This is a genomic window from Azospirillum oryzae, assembly GCF_008364795.1.
GTDB classification, from domain to species: Bacteria; Pseudomonadota; Alphaproteobacteria; order Azospirillales; family Azospirillaceae; genus Azospirillum; species Azospirillum oryzae.
Map to the genome: position 1 here is coordinate 56,368 of NZ_VTTM01000009.1, position 17,008 is coordinate 73,375.

The 17,008-nt window shown below is 67.9% G+C and carries 14 protein-coding genes; 11 read left to right on the forward strand and 3 right to left on the reverse strand.

The features are described 5' to 3' along the window. Positions 1-23 precede the first annotated feature (23 nt). From FZ938_RS21690 to uxuA, 5 genes are all read left to right on the forward strand, one after another. Complete coding sequence (locus FZ938_RS21690; RefSeq protein WP_149200524.1) at positions 24-1,052, forward strand: Zn-dependent oxidoreductase; 1,029 nt, start codon at positions 24-26, stop codon at positions 1,050-1,052. Positions 1,053-1,123: 71 nt separating this feature from the next. Next, on the forward strand, positions 1,124-2,149 hold the full coding sequence (locus tag FZ938_RS21695; protein ID WP_149200525.1) for a TRAP transporter substrate-binding protein: 1,026 nt from the start codon (positions 1,124-1,126) through the stop codon (positions 2,147-2,149). A 78-nt stretch (positions 2,150-2,227) separates the two neighbouring features. After that, entirely contained in the window at positions 2,228-2,731 is a 504-nt protein-coding gene (locus FZ938_RS21700) for a TRAP transporter small permease (protein WP_149200526.1), read from the forward strand. Further along, on the forward strand, positions 2,731-4,005 hold the full coding sequence (locus tag FZ938_RS21705) for a TRAP transporter large permease (protein ID WP_149200527.1): 1,275 nt from the start codon (positions 2,731-2,733) through the stop codon (positions 4,003-4,005). Before FZ938_RS21700 ends, FZ938_RS21705 begins: the two co-directional genes overlap by 1 nt. Before the next feature lie 45 nt (positions 4,006-4,050). After that, a complete protein-coding gene (gene uxuA, locus FZ938_RS21710) occupies positions 4,051-5,247 on the forward strand; it encodes a mannonate dehydratase (protein ID WP_149200528.1) in 1,197 nt (398 codons plus the stop codon). A 16-nt stretch (positions 5,248-5,263) separates the two neighbouring features. On the opposite strand, the gene FZ938_RS21715 is transcribed toward uxuA, so the two are convergent. Next, positions 5,264-6,739, reverse strand: a complete 1,476-nt coding sequence (locus FZ938_RS21715; protein WP_149200529.1) for a sigma-54 interaction domain-containing protein — start codon at positions 6,737-6,739, stop codon at positions 5,264-5,266. A gap of 215 nt (positions 6,740-6,954) precedes the next feature. Between FZ938_RS21715 and FZ938_RS21720 the strand changes: the two genes are divergently transcribed. From FZ938_RS21720 to FZ938_RS21735, 4 genes are all read left to right on the forward strand, one after another. After that, complete coding sequence (locus FZ938_RS21720; protein WP_149200530.1) at positions 6,955-7,170, forward strand: con-10 family general stress protein; 216 nt, start codon at positions 6,955-6,957, stop codon at positions 7,168-7,170. A 187-nt stretch (positions 7,171-7,357) separates the two neighbouring features. Beyond that, positions 7,358-9,205 (forward strand): sensor histidine kinase, encoded by a 1,848-nt coding sequence (locus tag FZ938_RS21725; protein ID WP_149200531.1) that lies wholly within the window; start codon positions 7,358-7,360, stop codon positions 9,203-9,205. Positions 9,206-9,284: 79 nt separating this feature from the next. Further along, complete coding sequence (locus tag FZ938_RS21730; protein ID WP_149200532.1) at positions 9,285-9,824, forward strand: TRAP transporter small permease; 540 nt, start codon at positions 9,285-9,287, stop codon at positions 9,822-9,824. Further along, on the forward strand, positions 9,821-11,104 hold the full coding sequence (locus FZ938_RS21735; protein ID WP_149200533.1) for a TRAP transporter large permease: 1,284 nt from the start codon (positions 9,821-9,823) through the stop codon (positions 11,102-11,104). Before FZ938_RS21730 ends, FZ938_RS21735 begins: the two co-directional genes overlap by 4 nt. Here FZ938_RS21735 and FZ938_RS21740 read toward each other — a convergent pair. Further along, complete coding sequence (locus FZ938_RS21740; protein WP_149200534.1) at positions 11,101-11,367, reverse strand: DUF1488 family protein; 267 nt, start codon at positions 11,365-11,367, stop codon at positions 11,101-11,103. The two genes, FZ938_RS21735 and FZ938_RS21740, sit on opposite strands and share 4 nt — an antisense overlap. Beyond that, entirely contained in the window at positions 11,364-12,956 is a 1,593-nt protein-coding gene (gene norR, locus FZ938_RS21745; RefSeq protein WP_149200535.1) for a nitric oxide reductase transcriptional regulator NorR, read from the reverse strand. The genes FZ938_RS21740 and norR overlap by 4 nt, the downstream gene beginning before the upstream one ends. 133 nt (positions 12,957-13,089) lie before the next feature. Here norR and hmpA point away from each other — a divergent pair, with 133 nt between their 5' ends. Then, the gene (gene hmpA, locus FZ938_RS21750; RefSeq protein ID WP_149200536.1) at positions 13,090-14,265 is read left to right on the forward strand and encodes an NO-inducible flavohemoprotein; all 1,176 of its coding nucleotides are present in this window, start codon (positions 13,090-13,092) and stop codon (positions 14,263-14,265) included. A gap of 487 nt (positions 14,266-14,752) precedes the next feature. Further along, the gene (locus FZ938_RS21755) at positions 14,753-16,930 is read left to right on the forward strand and encodes a methyl-accepting chemotaxis protein (RefSeq protein WP_246457975.1); all 2,178 of its coding nucleotides are present in this window, start codon (positions 14,753-14,755) and stop codon (positions 16,928-16,930) included. Positions 16,931-17,008: the final 78 nt, after the last annotated feature.

The following is a 17,008-nucleotide window of genomic DNA, read 5'->3' on the forward strand; positions in this document are numbered from 1 at the left end:
CATCTTCTATAGGGAGTGTTCCCGTGGTTGCCCTGACCGTCGAAAAGCCGCATGTGCTGGCGCTCCGCCCCGAAAACGCCCCCGCTTCTGGGTCGGTCAAGGCCGGCGAGGTGCTGGTCCGCGTCCAGCGCGCCGGGATCTGCGGGTCGGACCTGCACATCTACCACGGCTCCAACCCCTTCGCGGTCTATCCCCGCGTCATCGGCCACGAGTTCGCCGGTACGGTCGAGGCGGTCGGCGACGGTGTGGGCAACGTCGCGGTCGGCGACCATGTGGTGGTCGATCCGGTGGTGTCCTGCGGCCGCTGCTACGCCTGCCGCGCCGGGCGGACCAATGTCTGCGCCAATCTGGAGGTGTTCGGCGTCCATCGCGACGGCGGCTTCCGCAACCATGTCGTGGTGCCGGCGGCCAACGCCATCAAGGTGCGCTCCGACCTGCCGATCTCGCTGGCCGCACTGGCGGAGCCGCTGTCCATCGCCGCGAACGTTCTGTCGCGCACCGGCATCGGGCCCGAAGACACGGTGCTGGTCTATGGCGCCGGGACGGTCGGGCTGACGGTGGTGCAGGTCGCCAAGCTGCACGGCGCCCGCTGCATCGTCGCCGACCTGGACGACAAGCGGCTGGAACGGGCGAAGGAGTTCGGCGCCGATGTCGTCCTCAACTCCGCGCGCGTGTCGGTGCCCGACGCGGTGCGCGACGAGAATGACGGGCTGGGTCCGACGGTGGTGATCGACGGCGCCGGCGTGCCGGCCCTGCTGGAGGAGGCCTGCCGCCTCGCCAGCCCCGCGGCGCGCATCGGTCTGCTGGGCTTCTCCCCCGGCCCCTGCAACATCAGCCAGCAGGAGATCGTGAAGAAGGAGCTGACCCTGGTCGGCTCCCGCCTGAACCGCCGCCTGCTGCCGCAGGTCATCGACTGGCTGGAGAGCGGCAAGCTGAATCCTGCGGCGATGATCACCCAGGTCTTCCCGATCGCCGATGCGGCGAGCGCCTTCGCCCTGATCGAAAACGACCCGTCCAGCACCATCAAGGTCCAGCTCGACTTCGAAGGCTGATTGCCGGCCGAACCGCAGCCACACGTCAAACAATGGCGGACCTGATCCGCCCATAACGGAGGGACACCAGGATGAACAGCAAGACCCCGATCTCGCGCCGCACGCTGGCCAAGACCATCGGCCTCGGCGCCGGCATCGCCGCCGGTGCGACCCTGCTGGGCGGCATCGCCGCGCCGGCCATCGTCCGCGCCCAGGCCAAGACGACGCTGAAGCTCGGCCACCTCGCCAACGAGGACAATGTCTGGCACAAGGCCTCGCTGATCTTCGCCGAGGAAGTCGCCAAGCGCACCAACGGCGCGGTCGAGGTCAAGGTGTTCCCCAACGAGCAGCTCGGCAAGGAAACCGACCTGATCAAGGGTATCCAGCTCGGCACCATCGACTTCACCATCACCGGTGAATCGCTGCAGAACTGGGCGCCGGCCGCGGCGTTGCTGGCGGTTCCCTACGCCATCCGCGACCTCGACCATCTCGACAAGGTCGTTAGCGGCGAGCCGGGCAAGAAGATCGCCGACGCCATCGAGCAGAAGACCCAGCTGGTCCCGCTGACCTACTTCGCCCGCGGCCCGCGCAACCTGACCAGCAAGCGCCCGATCAAGTCGCCGGACGAGCTGAACGGCCTGAAGATGCGCGTGCCGAACGTGCCGCTGTTCGTGTCCTTCTGGCAGGGGCTGGGCGCCAAGCCGACGCCGATGGCCTTCTCGGAGGTCTTCACCGGCCTGCAGAACGACACCATCGAGGCGCAGGAGAACCCGCTGGCCCTCATCAAGTCGGCGAGCTTCTACGAAGTCCAGAAATACGTGAACCTGACGGAGCACGTCATCAGCTGGATCTATCTGGTCGGCGGCTCGAAGAAGCTGAACAAGCTGCCGGCCGAACAGCGCGCCGCCATCATGGAAGCCGCCAAGGCCGCCCAGGCCGCCGAGCGCAAGCTGTTCATCGAGGACGAGACCAAGCTGGCGGCCGACCTGAAGGCCAAGGGCATGGAGTTCATCACCGTCGACAAGGCCGCCTTCGCCGAGAAGGGCCGCCCGACCGTCGTCGCGGCGCTGTCGCCGGAGATCAAGCCGATCTACGAGGAAATCCTCGCGGTGAAGTGAGCGGGAGATCCCCTCTCCCCCCGGGGAGAGGGGATACGGAGTTGTGTCCTCCTCCCCCAAACCGCAAGAGCCTGTCCGATGCGCAAAGCCTTTTCCGCCGCGGTGGCGGCTGTATCCGCTCTTTGCCGCTGGGGAACCCTGGCGGCCATCGGTGTCCTCATCGTCGTCGTGACAATCCAGGTGCTGGGCCGCGTCCCCGGTTTCCCCTCGCCGCCCTGGACGGAAGAGGTGGCCCGCTTCGCGCTGGTCCATCTCGTCGCCTTCTCCTGCGGGCTGGCGCTGCTGCGCGGCGAGCTGGTGAACGTCGACATGTTCATCCTGCTGCTGCCCAAGCCGCTGCAATGGGCGGTGGCGCGGACGGTCGATCTGGCGATCCTGGTCTTCGCCGTCGCCATCATCCCCGGCGCCTGGGACTATGTCGTCGGCAGCGTCGGCGAGCGGGCGCGCTCCATCAACGTTCCGATGATCTGGGTCTATGTGGTGACGCTGATCATCCCGGTCTCGCTCGCCTTCTTCTCGATCGCCCGGCTGGCCGGGCTAGGGCGCGATTCCGCGCCGCCCAGCCATGGGGAAACCGTCTGATGGTCACCGCACTGTTCGTCACCTTCGCCGTCCTGCTGATCCTGGGCGCGCCAGTGGGCATCGCGCTGGGCGGTGCGTCGGCGGTCTATCTGGTCGGCAGCGACATCGACCTCGCGGTGGTTCCGCAGTTCATGTATGCGGGCATGGACAGCTTCGTCCTGCTCTGCATTCCCGGCTTCGTGCTTGCCGGCAATCTGATGAACGGCGGCGGCATCACCGACCAGATCGTGCTGTTCAGCAACCGGCTGGTCGGCCATATCCGCGGCGGCCTCGGCCTTGCCAACGTGACGGGGTCGATGGTGTTCGCCGGCATCTCCGGCACCGCCGTGGCGGAAACCGCCTCCATCGGCGCGGTGATGATCCCGGCGATGCGCAAGTCGGGCTATGACGCGCCCTTCGCCGCCGCGGTGACCGCCGCCGCCTCCACCGTCGGCCCGATCATCCCGCCCAGCGTGCCGATGATCATCGTCGGCACCCTGACCGGCCTGTCGGTCGGCAAGATGTTCATGGCCGGCGCCGTCCCGGGCGTGCTGCTGGGCATCGGCATGATGTTGACGGTCTGGATCCTGGCGCGGGCGCGCAACTATCCGAAGGAACCCTGGCAGGGCTTCGGCGCACTGCTGCGCGCCAGCCGCGGCGCCTTCTGGGCGCTGCTGATGACGGCGATCATCCTGTTCGGCATCGTCGGCGGCTATTTCACCCCGACCGAGGCGTCGATCGTCGCGGCGCTCTATGCCTTCGTCATCGGGCTGTTCGTCTACAAGGGCTTCAAACTGCGCCAGCTGCCGGCGATCCTGCTGGAAAGCGCAATCGGAGCCGGCGGGCTGATCCTGCTGGTGGGCCTCGCCAACGTCTTCGGCTGGATCCTGACCAGCGAGCAGATCCCGCAGGCCATCGCCGCCTCGATGCTGGCGCTGACCACCAACAAGTACCTGATCATTCTGCTGATCAACATCCTGCTGCTGATCGTCGGCACCTTCATGGAGACGATCGCCGCGCTGATCATCCTGTTCCCGCCGCTGCTGGCAGTGGCGACCCAGGTCGGCATCGACCCGATCCATTTCGCCACCTTCGCCGTGCTGAACCTGATGATCGGCCTGACCACCCCGCCGGTCGGCGTCTGCCTGTTCGTCGCGGCCAACATCGCGAAGATCTCGCTGGGTGCGATCACCAAGGCGATCTGGCCGTTCCTGCTCTGCAACATCCTGATCCTGTTCCTGGTCTCCTACATCCCGGCCCTGTCGCTGTGGCTGCCGAGCCTGCTTTTCCGCTGATTTCCCAAATTCCAAAGCCCCTCTCTTTCCAAGGAGTTCGCAGCCATGGAACAATCCTGGCGCTGGTTCGGTCCCGAAGACGCGATCAAGCTGAACCACATCCGCCAAGCCGGCGCCACCGGCGTGGTCACCGCCCTGCACCACATCCCCTACGGCGTCGTCTGGTCGGTCGAGGAAATCCAGAAGCGCAAGGCGATGATCGAGTCCGACAAGGAACTCGGCCTCAGCTGGACCGTCACCGAAAGCCTGCCGGTGCACGAGGCGATCAAGATCGGCGAAGGCGACCTGACGGAGCTGTTCGACAACTACCGCCAGTCGATGCGCAACCTCGCCGCCTGCGGCGTGACCACCATCTGCTACAACTTCATGCCGGTGCTGGACTGGACGCGGACGGAGCTGGCGGCGGCGCTGCCGGGCGGTGGAACCTCGCTGCGCTTCAACGCCCATGAACATGCCGCCTTCGACGTCTACATGCTGGAGCGTCCGGGCGCCGAGGAGGACCATGCGCCGGAGGTTCTTGCCAAGGCCAAGGAGTGGTTCGACCGCTCGTCGGAAAGCGACCGGGCGAAGCTGCTGACCAACATCATGGCCGGCCTGCCGGGCGCCTATGACCGCTACGACATCCCCGGCCTGCGCAAGATGATCGCGCGCTTCAACGGCATGTCCGCCGACGGCCTGCGCGAGACGCTGGCCCGCTTCCTGCGCGAGGTGATCCCGACGGCGGAAGAGGTCGGCATCCGCATGGCGATCCACCCCGACGACCCGCCCCGCCCGCTGTTCGGCCTGCCCCGCGTCGTCAGCACCGAGGACGACCTCGCCCACCTGATCAACGCGGTGAAGTCGCCGAACAACGGCCTGACCTTCTGCACCGGGTCGCTGGGCGCGGGGCAGACCAACAACGTGCCGGCGATGGCCAAGCGCTTCGTCGAGGACATCCACTTCGTCCACCTGCGCAACGTCGCCAAGGAGCCGGACGGGTCCTTCGAGGAAGCTGACCATCTCGGCGGCGACGTCGACATGGTGTCGGTCGTCACCACCCTGCTGGAGGAACAGAAGCGCCGCCAGGACGCCGGCAACGACAACTGGCGCCTGCCCTTCCGCCCCGACCACGGGCACGAGTTGCTGGACGATGTGGGCAAGCCGACCCACCCCGGCTACCCGATGATCGGCCGCCTGCGCGGTCTGGCGGAAATCCGCGGCGTGATGACCGCCGTAGCCGCGGTGAAGCAGCTGCCGATGTGAGGCGGACGCGCCGGCCTCACCCGCCGGCGCGCATCCCCAGCCGGGCGAGTTTCTTGTAGAAGGCAGCGCGGGAGATGCCGAGCGCCCGTGCCGCCTCCGTCGCCCGGCCGCCGCTGGCCGCGAGCGCACGGCCGAGAAGCCCGCGCTCGAACTCGTCGAAAGCCTCATCATAGCCCGGCACGGGCTGCGGCGCTGCATGAACCAGCGCCTGGACCGGCGCCGGACGCGCCGCCTCTGCAGTTTGGACGTCTCCAAGATCCGGCAACGCCTCCGCAAGGTCGGCGGCGGTCAGGCGGCGGTTGTCGGTCAGCAGACAGGTTCGCTCCAGCACGTTGCGCAGTTCGCGCACATTGCCTGGCCAACGGTGACGGCCCAGCGCCTCGACCGCTTCCGGGGTCAGGCCGCGCAGGGGAAGGCCGCTGCGGGCGGCGATCTCCTGAAGAATGGACTCTGCGATGGCTTCCAGCCCGCCGCCCATCTCCGCCAGGGCCGGCAGGCGGATCGGCAGCACGTTCAGCCGGTAATAGAGGTCGGAGCGGAAGCGGCCGTCGCGGATCCGCCGTTCCAGATCGACGTTGGTCGCCGCGATCACCCGCACATCCACCTTCACCGGCCGGTCGGACCCCAGCGGCTCGATCTCCTGCTCCTGCAAGGCGCGCAGCAGCTTGGCCTGGAGCCCCAGCGGCATGTCGCCGATCTCGTCCAGGAACAGCGTGCCGCCGTCGGCGGTCTTGAAGCGCCCTTCCCGCCCGCGGCGGTCCAGCCCGGTGTAGGCGCCGGGCACCGCACCGAAGAACTCCGCCTCCAGCAGCGTTTCCGGGATCGCCGCGACATTGACGCCGACGAAGGACCGGCCGCTGCGCGCCGACAGGCCATGGATGGCCTGGGCGATCAATTCCTTGCCGGTACCGGTCTCTCCCAGCAGCAGGATCGGCGCATCGGTGCGGGCGGCGAGGCGGGCCTTGCGCTTGACCTCCAGGCAGACCGGGCTGTCGCCGACATAGCTTTGCAACGTGTAGCGCGGCTGCCGACCCTCGTCGAGCCGGCGCTTGGTCGCCGCCAGTTCCGCCTCCAGCCGCGACAGTTCGGCCAGCAAGGGCTTCAGCCGGTGCAGGCTGTCATAGAGAACGAAGCCGACGGCGCCGATCACCGTACCGGCATCGTCGGTCAGCGGAAATCGCGAGACCACCAGCCGTTGGGTTCCGAACAGCATCAGGTCGAGAAGGATGGGCTGGCCGGTCGCCAGGATCTGGCGCATCTGCGAATGGGGAATGATCTCCTCCACCTCGCGGCCGATGGCCTCGGCAGGGTCGGAGATGCCGAGCATCCGGGCGTATTTCTCGTTGATCCACACCACCCGGGCATGGCGGTCGACCGCCACCGTTCCTTCGGACTGGGTTTCCAGAGCCTCGAACAGCGAAGGGATCGCCCGGCTGCGCAGCAGCGCCGCGTCGCCCTGCCGCACTTCGGAGAACCGTTCCCGATCATTCACTCCCGCCGTCCCCGTTGCATGTCAGCGCAGACTTACCTTATCGGCCCCCACGTCCGAATCCGCAACCGGCTGGGGGTTGCCACTTCCGGCAAGGCCGCACTGAACCGATGGCAGGGGCGTCGCGACCATCCCACCGGCACCCTGTTCTGATCTGCACCGTTGCGTTTCCGCACGGTGACGACCTTTCGATCATCACACAGGATGGAGAACACATCATGGCGAACCAGAACGAAGGGCGCAGCGCAGGCGGCCAGCACTCCGGCGGCAACTTCAAGAACGATCCGGAGCGCGCAGCCGAAGCTGGCCACAAGGGCGGCCAGGCGTCGGGTGGCAACTTCAAGAACGATCCCGAACGTGCGTCCGAGGCCGGCAAGAAAGGTGGCGAGCACAGCCACGGTGGTGGCGGCAACAGCGGCGGCAACAAGGAATAGGGAGTGACCGGCTCCACGATCCGGTAACGCCCGGGCGAACCGCCCGGCTGGGGAAGCGCGCCGATTTCGGCGCGCTTTTCCTTTCCCGCGGAGAAGCTTGCGCAGCTTCGACGGAAAGGTTCATTCTCTGCACTTCCCGTGCGCCGCAACCGACGACCGCCGAAGCCCCGACCATGCACGCTCCGCGATGACCCTTCCGTCAGCCCTGCTTCTGGCCGCGGTCGTCGCCACCTTGTGGATCGCAGCGCGCAGCTGGACCTTGCCTGCATTTCCCGGCCGCACCGATTTCGTACTGATGCAGTTGTCGGCCGCCTGGTGGTCGACGGCCGTCGCCATCGAGAGCATCGTTCCGGATCCCGCCGACAAGCTGCTGTGGGCGGAAATGGCCTGGCTGGGCATTGTCTGCACACCAAGCCTATGGGCGTTCTTCCTGTGGTCCTACACGAGGGGCGAGCTGCCGGAGCGCTGGCGGCTGGCGCTGGTGACGATCGGATTGGCGACCTGGGCGGTGGCCCTGACCAACGACGCCCACCATCTGTTCTACACCGCCGTCCGGCCGGTCAATGCGGAGCCGGGCGCCGCCCTGGTCTACAGCCACGGCCTGCTGTTCTACGTCGTCACCATCTACATCTATGCCTTCATGGTGATGAGCATCGTCGTCACCGCCAGCGGCATCCACCGGGCAACTCCGGCTTACCGCACCCATTACCTGGGTTTCCTGGTGGTGATGGCCGTACCGTGGGCCGCCAATGCCGGGTATGTCTTCGGCAACCTGACCCTGTTCGACCTGGACCCCACCGCCTTCAGCTTCCTGATGATGGACGGGATCTTCTACTGGCTGATCACCCGGAGGCGCCTTTTCGACCTGTTGCCGGTGGCGCGCGATGCACTGCTGGACGCAGTGCCCGATCCGGTGCTGGTGCTGGACGGCGACGGCACCGTGGTGGAAGCCAATCCGGCAGCACAGGCGCTTGCCGGCGATCATGCCGCCATCGGGCGACGGCTTGCCGACCTGCCTGGGCTGTCGGCACTGTCCACCATGGTCGCCGCCAAGCCGGCAACTGTATCGGGACCGCTGACGCTGGACTGCGGCGGCTCTCCTCGCTGCTTCGAGGTGACCTGGGTGCCGCTGACGGCGGGCGGCGGCGGGCGCGAGGTCGGCTGCTTGCTGATGCTGCGCGACGTCACCCACCGCCACCGGGCCGAGATGCGACTGGAGGACACCGTGCGCCGCCTCGACCTCGCCCGGCTGGAGGCGGAAGAGCGGCTGGTGGCGGAACAGGAGGCGAAGCGGGCGCTGAACGGCTTCCTGTCGATGGCGGCGCATGAGTTCAAGACGCCGCTCGCCATCATCGACGGGGCGGCACAGCTTCTGCTGATGGATGCGGAGGTGAAGGCTCCCGGCATGCTGCCGCGGCTGGAGAAAATCCGCCGCGCCGTGCGCCGGCAGATCAACATTCTGGAAACCTGCCTTGCCGACGACCGGCTGAGCGATCCCGCCTTCGCGTTGCGCCGCGACCGGCTGGAGTTGCCGGTCCTGCTGCGCGCCGCCGCCTCGGCCCAGGGCGACGCCGCGCCCGGCCGGCGGATCGAGCTGGAGCTGGACGGCTGTCCGGCCCGGATGACCGGCGACGGCCCGATGCTGGAGCTTTGCGTCCACAACCTGTTGAACAACGCGCTGAAATATTCGCCTGCCGGCACGCCGGTCCGGCTGCACGCCTGGAGCGAACGAGGGCCGGACGGGCAATCGCATCTGGCGCAATCGCATCTGGCGTTGTCGGTGGCCGACCAGGGCATCGGCATTCCGGATAGCGAGCGGGAGCGGGTGTTCGACCGCTTCTTCCGCGCGTCCAACACCGGCACGGCAGCGGGCAGCGGCGTCGGGCTGAACATGGTCCGCCGCATCGCCGCCCTGCACGGCGGAACAGTGACAGTGGACAGCCGGCTGGGCGGGGGCAGCGTCTTCACCCTGCGGATCCCGCTGTGTGAAGAGGCGCCCTGCGAGGATCGGATGGCCGGCATGCCGGCGGATTAATCCGTCGGAGAGATCGTTTCTTGCATTGATTGACAGGTGAAGGGAATAATCCCGCTCCCTCCATCTGGACCCTGGCAATATGAGCGATCACGACCCCACCGTCGTCCGGCCGGTGCCGAAACCCCGCGTCCCTCTGGGCATCGAAGAGGTGCTGGTCGCCATCACCATGGGGGTGGTGGCGCTGATCACCTTCGCCAACGTCGTGGTGCGCTATCTGACCGACGTTTCCTTCGCCTTCACCGAGGAATATTCGATCGCGCTGATGGTGATCCTGACCTTCCTCGGCGCGTCGGCCGCGGTGGTGAAGGATCGGCATATCCGCATCACCTTCATCACCGACAAGCTGTCGCCCGGCAACCGCCGCCGGGCGGAGCAGTTCGCCATGGCCTGCGTCGCGCTGATGTACGGGCTGCTGGTGGTCTACGGCACCTGGACGACCTGGGACGACTACCGGTTCGAGGTGACCTCGCCGGCACTGGGGCTGCCGCAGTGGATCTACACGATCTGGCTGCCGGTGCTGTCGTTGGTGGTGCTGGCCCGCACCATCGGCCGCATGATCCGCATCCATCGCGGCACCGAACCGCTGGAAACCGGACACATCCCGGAGGGTGAGCCGTGATCACCACCCTTCTCTTCGGCTCCTTCCTGGTCATGATGCTGGCGGGCGTGCCGATCGCCGCCGCCCTGGGGCTGGCCGGCACCGCCGCAATCGCCTTCGCCCATCTGGGCGTCATCTCGGTCCCCACCAGCGTCTATACCGGCATCGCCAAATATCCGCTGCTGACCATCCCGATGTTCGTGCTGGCCGGCACCATCTTCGACCGGTCGGGCGTGGCGCAGAAGCTGGTGCGCTTCGCCACCGCCATCGTCGGCCAGGGCAAGGGCGCGCTGGCGATCATCGCGGTGGTGGTGGCGATGATGATGGGCGGTATTTCCGGATCCGGCCCGGCCATCGCCGCGGCGGTGTGCGGCGTGATGGCGCCGAGCATGATCCGCGCCGGCTATCCCCGCCCCTACATCGCCAGCGTCATCGCCGCGGCGGCGGCCACCGACATCCTGATCCCGCCGTCGGTCGCGCTGATCATCTACAGCGTGCTGGTGCCAGCCGCCCCGACCACCTCGATGTTCGCCGCCGGCATCATCCCCGGCACGCTGGCCGGCCTCGCCCTCATCGTCCCGGTCTTCTGGCTGGCGCGGAAACACAATCTTGGCGCCAAGCTGTCGCACGAGCCACGCCCGCCCTTCTGGCGCAGCCTGTGGGACGCATCGCTGGGCCTGTTCGCCAAGGTCATCATCCTGGGCGGCCTGCGGCTCGGCATCTTCACCCCGACCGAGGCGGCGGTGATCGCGGTGGCCTACGGCCTGCTGCTCGGCATGGTGGTCTACCGCACCATCCGCTTCCGCGACCTCTATTCCATGCTGGTGGAGGCGGCGGAGATCTCCGCCATCATCCTGACGGTGATCGCGCTGGCCAGCGTGTTCGGCTGGGCGCTGAGCACCCTGTCGGTGATCGACCCCATCGCCGACGCCATCATCCACTCGGGCCTTGGCGAATATGGCGTGATGGCGCTGCTGGTGGTGATGCTGACCATCATCGGCACCTTCCTGGACGGCATCTCGATCTTCATCATCCTGCTGCCGCTGCTGATCCCGATCGCCACCGCCTACAAGTGGGACCTGACCTGGTTCGGCGTCATCCTGACCCTGATGATCGCCGTCGGCCAGTTCACCCCGCCGATGGCGGTCAACCTGATGGTGGCCTGCCGCATGACCGGCTGTTCGATGGAAAGCACCCTGCGCTGGGTGATGTGGCCGCTGGTCACCATGCTGCTGGTGGTGGTCGCGGTAATCATCTGGCCGGATCTGGCGCTGTGGATGCCGCGGCAGATGGGGTTCTAGAGGAAGCGGGCGATGTCGCGGCTGGTCAGATGCAGGCTGGCCGCGGCGCCGTAGCCGCGCCCTGATATCTTGCCGGCCGCTGCCGCCTCGAACGCGCCACGGTGGGCGGCGGCGTAGGCGAGGCAGTCCTCCGGCGTCGGCTCCCGCCGGCCGAGCAGGGCGCGGAAGGCAAGGCGGTGGACGGCACACCAACCGCCATGGCCGGTCGGGCGGAAGACCAGCGCGTCGATCTCCGCCCGCCAGGACAGCCCCTCCGCGCTCATTCGCGCAGCCCCAGCCGCCGGGCGAGACGGAACAGGTTGCTGCGGTCCAGCCCGAGCGACCGTGCCGCCTGCGCCCAGTTTCCGTCGTGGCGGGCCAGATGCTCGAGGATCATCCGGCGTTCGAGGTCCTCCACCGCGTCGCGCAAAGGCAGTTCGGGCAGGTCCGGCGGTTCCGGCAGGCGGGGCCGCTGCACCGTTGTCGCTACCGCACTCCCCTCCCCCACCTCCAGCCCGAGATCCGCCGGTGTCAGGGTCAGCACGCCGCCGTCCGGCGGACGGGCGACGCGGGCGCGGATGGCGCCTCTGCCGATGGCGTGCTCCAACTCGCGTACGTTGCCGGGCCAGGGATAGGCCAGCATGCGCCGCTCCGCCGCCGCCGACAGGCGCAGGTTGCGCAGGCCGAGACGCGCCCGGTTGCGCTCCAGGAACAGGCCGGCCAGCCGCAGGATGTCGGTACCGCGGTCGCGCAGCGGCGGCACCCGCAGCGGATAGACGCTGAGCCGGTGATAGACGTCGGCGCGGAAGCGGCCCTCCCGCACCTCCGCGGCCAAGTCGCGGTTGGTGGCGGCGATCACCCGCACGTCGACGGTGATGTGTCGATCGGAGCCGACGCGCTGGATCTCGCCGTTCTGCAGCGCCCGCAGCATCTTGGCCTGCGCCGCCAGCGGCAGTTCGCCGACCTCGTCCAGGAACAGGGTGCCGCCGTCGGCCAGTTCGAACTTGCCGCGCCGGTCGGCGACCGCACCGGAGAAGGCACCCCGCACATGGCCGAACAGCTCGCTTTCCACCAGCGCGTCCGGCAGGGCGGCGCAGTTGACGTGGACCAGCGGCCCGGCGGCGCGGGGGGAACGGCTGTGCAGCCGGCGGGCCACAAGCTCCTTACCCACCCCGGTTTCGCCCAGCACCAGCACGACGAGGTCGCTGGCCGCCACGCTATCGACCTCCGCCAGCAGGGCCGCCATCGCCGGGCTGCTGCCGACGGGGGCGAAATCGAGCCCCTGCGGCGGATCGTCGAGGATTCGCAAGGCCGTTCCGCCATCCGCTGCCATGGCTGCGTCCTGTGCCGCCCGCCGCTCCACCGCTGTCGCGAGGTCGGCCGTCAGTTGCGCCCAGGCGGCAATCGCCCCGTCCCAGCCGTCGAAGCGCCCCTCGTTCAACGCGTCCAGCGTCAGCACGCCCCAGGGTCGCCCGTCGACGTTCAACGGCGCCCCGACGCAGTCATGTACGTGCAACCGCTGGCTAAGGTCGGGGATCAGCCCGTCATAGGGGTCGGGCAACTCGCAGCCGGCGGGGAAGCGCAGCGGCCCGCCATCGGCTTCGGCGATCGCCCGCAGGCGGGGATGCTCGCCCAGTTCGAAACGGCGGCCGAGCGTGTCCGGACTGAGCCCGCGCGTGGCGAGCGGAACCAGCAGCCCCTCCCCTGATCGGCCGTCGTGGCGCAGCAGCGCACAGGCATCGCAGGGCAGATGGCGGGACATCAGGTCGAGCAGCAGGGGCCACAGCCGTGCTGGATCGTCCAACGCCAGCAGCAGCGCCCCGACTTGCTCTAGGGGAAGAGATGTTGTCGAATTGACAGCGTCGTTGTCCATTCGACATCATAGCGTGCGCGGTCGCTTTGACAACGCACCTTCTGTGCGGTGCGGAATCCCGGGCTGCGTCGCTTTGGCACAGGGTTTGCCATTCCATTGCGACATCGTGACGCGCAAAAGGATTGCCCTCTTCATGCTGACGCCTGCCCAGATCGCCGTCATCAAGGCCACTGCCCCCGTCGTCGCCGCCAACGCCAACAAGATCACCGGCACCTTCTATCCGCTGATGTTCGAGCGCTACCCCGAGGTGCGCGCCGTCTTCAACCAGAGCCACCAGCGCAGCAGCGCCCAGCCGGAAGCATTGGCCAACGCCATCATCGCCTACGCCTCCAACATCGACCGGCTGGAGGTTCTCGGCCCGGCGGTGGAAGCCATCGTGCAGAAGCATGTTTCGCTCAACATCACCCCCGACCAGTACAAGATCGTTGGCACCTGCCTGATGGAGGCCATCGGCAAGGTGCTGGGCGACGCGGTGACGGCCGAAGTCGCCGACGCCTGGGGCGCGGCCTACTGGCAGCTGGCCGACCTGCTGATCGCGGCCGAGGAAACGGAATATGCCCGCAAGGCGGCGCTGACCGGCGGCTGGCGCGGCGCCCGGCGCTTCCGGATCGTCGAGAAGACGCCGGAAAGCGCCGTCATCACCTCGTTCCGGCTGGCTCCGGTCGATGGCGGTCGGGTGATGGACTTCCATCCCGGCCAGTATCTCGGCCTGCGCCTGACCGTCGACGGCGATACCGTCCACCGCAACTACAGCCTGTCGGCCTCGCCGAACGGCCGCGACTACCGCATCTCGGTGAAGCGCGAGCCGCAGGGTTTGGTGTCCGGCTTCCTGCATGACCGCGTGCAGGTCGGTGACGAGATCGACGTCTATCCGCCGGCCGGCGAGTTCGTGCTGCGCGAGGGCGCCGGCCCGCTGCTGCTGATCACCGGCGGCGTCGGCCAGACCCCCGCCCTGCCGCTGGCCGAACAGGCGCTGGCGGCCGGCCGCAAGGTCATCTACGTGCATGCCGCGCTCAACGGCTCGGTCCACGCCTTCCGGCAGCAGATCGACGAACTGGGCGCCATGCATGAAGCGCTGAAGCCGGTCTATTGCTATGCGGAGCCGCAGCCGGGCGACAAGCCGCACATGGTCGGCCTGCTCGACCAGGAGCGTCTGGCCAGCCTGCTGCCGAAGGAGCCGGGCGTGGCCGCCTATGTCGTCGGCCCGAAGCCCTTCATGGCCGCGGTGGTCAAGGCGTTGACCGCGCTTGGTCTGCCGGAGTCGTCGATCGTCCACGAGTTCTTCGGTCCGCGGGAAGCGCTCGCCTGACGCGGCACCGGAACAAAATAGCCTCCGACTGCAGGAGCCGGCCTTTCCCAAGGCCGGCCTTTTTTTTGGCCGATGTCCGCCCGCTCATTGCCAGTGCGTCCGATGGTTGCGAGTAAATCTGTTATATCACCTAAATCAGATGTGATTTGCCGCGACATAGGCCACCATTCCGACTTGCGTCCGACAGAGTGTGCTCCTTTTCGGTGAAATCTTCGTGTGGCACGGCTTGCCGTCCATTGCGATGCGGCATGATCCCCAACGAAATGCGGAAGAATCGTGGATTCTCCTTATTTCTTTCTTAGCGATTTTAGCGCTTTCCTAGTCACGGAACGGTCAAATTATTTGCAATTGTTCCTTTCCCGTGACATCGCCGCCGGCAGTCGCTGGATGGGGACGGAGGAAACGGTGATGCGGCGAGAGCCGGAACGGCCGGCCGCAGTGACGTGTGGAGCGCTGGTGCCCGAGAGCACCAAGGGGGGAGGACGGTATGTCGAACGATAGCCGGAGCATGATGCTTCAGGGCACGCCCGCGAAAGGCGGCGCGTGGTATTCCGGGCTGCGCGCCAAGCTGATGATCGCGATCGGCGTGGTGCTGTCCGGCACGCTGGTCGCCGCCGCCGTGGCGCTGATCGGCTATGCGAACGTGCGCACCACCATCGACGCCATCGTCGGCGAAGCGGTGCCGGCGATGACCGAGGGCATGGCGGTGGCGCAGCAGGCCGAACGGCTGGTGGCGCTGGCCCCGGCCCTGACCTCCGCCGCCGACGCCTCCGCGCGGGAAGCGGTTTCCGCCCGCATTGCCGCGGCGAAGGAGGAATTCAACGCCCGGCTGTCCCGTCTGCGCGCCACCGGCTCCGCCGGCGACCAACTCGCCGCCATCGAAGAGGCGTCGCAGGGGCTGCTCAACAACCTCGTGCAGCTCGACCAGGCGGCGGCCGAACGGGTGGCGCTCGCCGCCGAACGCACGGCGATGCTGCCGAAGGTGTTGGCGGCCGAGGCGGAAATCCAGAAATTCGCCGCCCCCTGGACCTCCGTCCTGAACAATGACGAGGAGCAGGCCCGCTCGACCCTGGCGGAGCCGGATACCGATGCTGCCGCGATGCGCGAAGCGGCGGCCACCCTGTCCAAGATCACGACCCAGAAAAAGCCGTTGATGGCCGTCACGACGGAGGCGGCCAACATCCGCAACATGCTGATGGAAGCTGCGACGACCGACGACGACCAGCGGCTGGCGATCATCGAGACGCGGGTCGGCGTGTCGCTAGCCGGCCTGTCCAACGGTGCCCAGGGGCTGCCGGAGCGGCTGGCCGCCGTCGCCTCGAAGCAGGCGGACCTGCTGAACGGCTATTCGATCGGCGAGAACTCGCTGGTCACCATCAGGCAGAAGGAACTGGCGATCCAGGGCTATTTCATCCAGCTGCTGGAGAGCAACCACGCCCTGACCACCACCCTGTCCAAGGGGATCGCCACCCTGGTCGATGGTCAGAAACACAGCATCGCCGAGGCCAGCGGCGCCACGACCCGCATGCTGGACAACAGCCGGCTGATGCAGATCGCCGTCGCCGTCGCCAGCATCCTGGTGTCGATCCTGGTCGTCTGGCTCTACATCGGCCGCATCGTCATCCGCCGGATGATGGACCTGAAGACCGGCATGGGCCGGATCGCAGCCGGCGACCTGGACGCCGAGATCAAGCTGAGCGGCCATGACGAGATCGCGGAGATGGGGGCGGCGCTGCTCGTCTTCCGCGACACCGCGCGCGAGGTGGAGACCACCCGCGCCGCCGCCGAGGCCGAACGCCAGCGAGCCGCCGGTGAACGCCGCCAGACCATGCTGTCGCTTGCCGACCAGTTCGAGAACGGCGTGAAGACGGTGGTGGAAACCGTATCCGCCGCCGCGACCCAGATGCACCAGACCGCCGCCGGCATGGTGGCGACCGCCGACGATACCTCCCGTCAAGCCGGCAGCGCCGCCGAAGCGGCGGAGACCGCATCGGTCAATGTCGACGGCGCCGCGTCGGCCGCGCATGAGCTGTCGCAGTCGATCAGCGAGATCGCCCGGCAGGTGACCGAATCGGCGACCATCGCCGCCAAGGCGGCAAACGAGGCCGACCGCACCGACAGCACCATGCGCGAACTGAACGAGGCGGCCAGCCGCATCGGCGCGGTGCTCGACCTGATCTCCGACATCGCCGGCCAGACCAATCTGCTGGCGCTGAACGCGACCATCGAAGCGGCGCGGGCGGGAGAGGCCGGCAAGGGCTTCGCGGTCGTCGCGCAGGAGGTCAAGCAGTTGGCCAGCCAGACCGCGAAGGCCACCGACCAGATCGCCGGCCAGATCGGCGCCATGCAGCAGGCGACCGGCGAGGCGGTGAACGCCATCCGCAGCATCGGCCTGACCATCGGCCGCCTGAACGACATCGCCGCCAGCATCGCCGCGGCGGTGGAGGAGCAGGGCGCCGCCACGTCGGAGATCGCCCGCAACGTCCAGCAGGCGGCGGGCGGCACCGCCCAGGCCTCCCAGAACATCGGTCAGGTCCGCACCGCCGCCGGCCAGACCGGCCAGTCGGCGCAGGAGGTCCTGTCGGTCGCCCAGGAGGTCTCGACCCAGACCGGCCGTCTCCAGCAGCAGATCGACCGCTTCCTCAGTCAGGTGCGGTCGGCGTAAGGCGGATCGAAAATCCGCAGAGAGCCCCGGGAGAGGACGCTTCGCGCCCATCCTCCCGGGACATCTTCCGGCGCTGGG